Origin of the sequence: Streptomyces sp. SID14478, assembly GCF_010548525.1 — a bacterium.
Classification (GTDB): domain Bacteria; phylum Actinomycetota; class Actinomycetes; order Streptomycetales; family Streptomycetaceae; genus Streptomyces.
Genome location: NZ_JAAGMG010000331.1, coordinates 1 through 471, shown reverse-complemented (window position 1 = coordinate 471; position 471 = coordinate 1). Strand labels below are relative to the sequence as shown.

The 471-nt window shown below is 76.4% G+C and carries 1 protein-coding gene; it reads left to right on the top strand.

Annotated features, from left to right (window positions below; translation table 11 throughout):
• A partial coding sequence (locus tag G3I40_RS10910; protein ID WP_203643826.1) for a type II secretion system F family protein occupies positions 1 to 402 on the top strand: 402 nt, incomplete at its 5' end.
• Between the last annotated feature and the right edge of the window lie 69 nt (positions 403 to 471).

Here is a 471-nt window from a genome sequence, read left to right as displayed (position 1 = left end):
GCGCGGTTCGGCGGAGATGTGTCCGGCGCGCTGCGGCAGGCGGCGCGGGAGCCGGGGGCCGAGGGGTTGCACGGGCTCGCCGCGTGTTGGCGGGTGGCTGTGGACCGGGGTGCCGGACTCGCGGCCGGACTCGAACGGCTCGCGGGGGCCTTGCGGGCGGAGCGGGATCAACGGGCAGACCTGACAGCCCAGTTGGCCGGGCCGTGGTCGACCGCGGTGATGTTGGCGGGGCTGCCGGTGCTGGGGCTGCTGCTCGGATCGGCGTTGGGGGCACGGCCGTTGAAGGTGCTGCTGCACACCGGGGCCGGGTTCGGGTGCCTGGTGGTGGGTGGAGTGCTGGAGGCGGCGGGGCTGTGGTGGGCGGTGCGGATCGTGCGCGGCGCGGAGGGGGTGAAGGGCTGAGGGATTGAGAGGCCGAGAGGCCGAGAGGCCGAGGGGCCGAGGGGCCGAGGGGCCGAGGGGCCGAGGGGC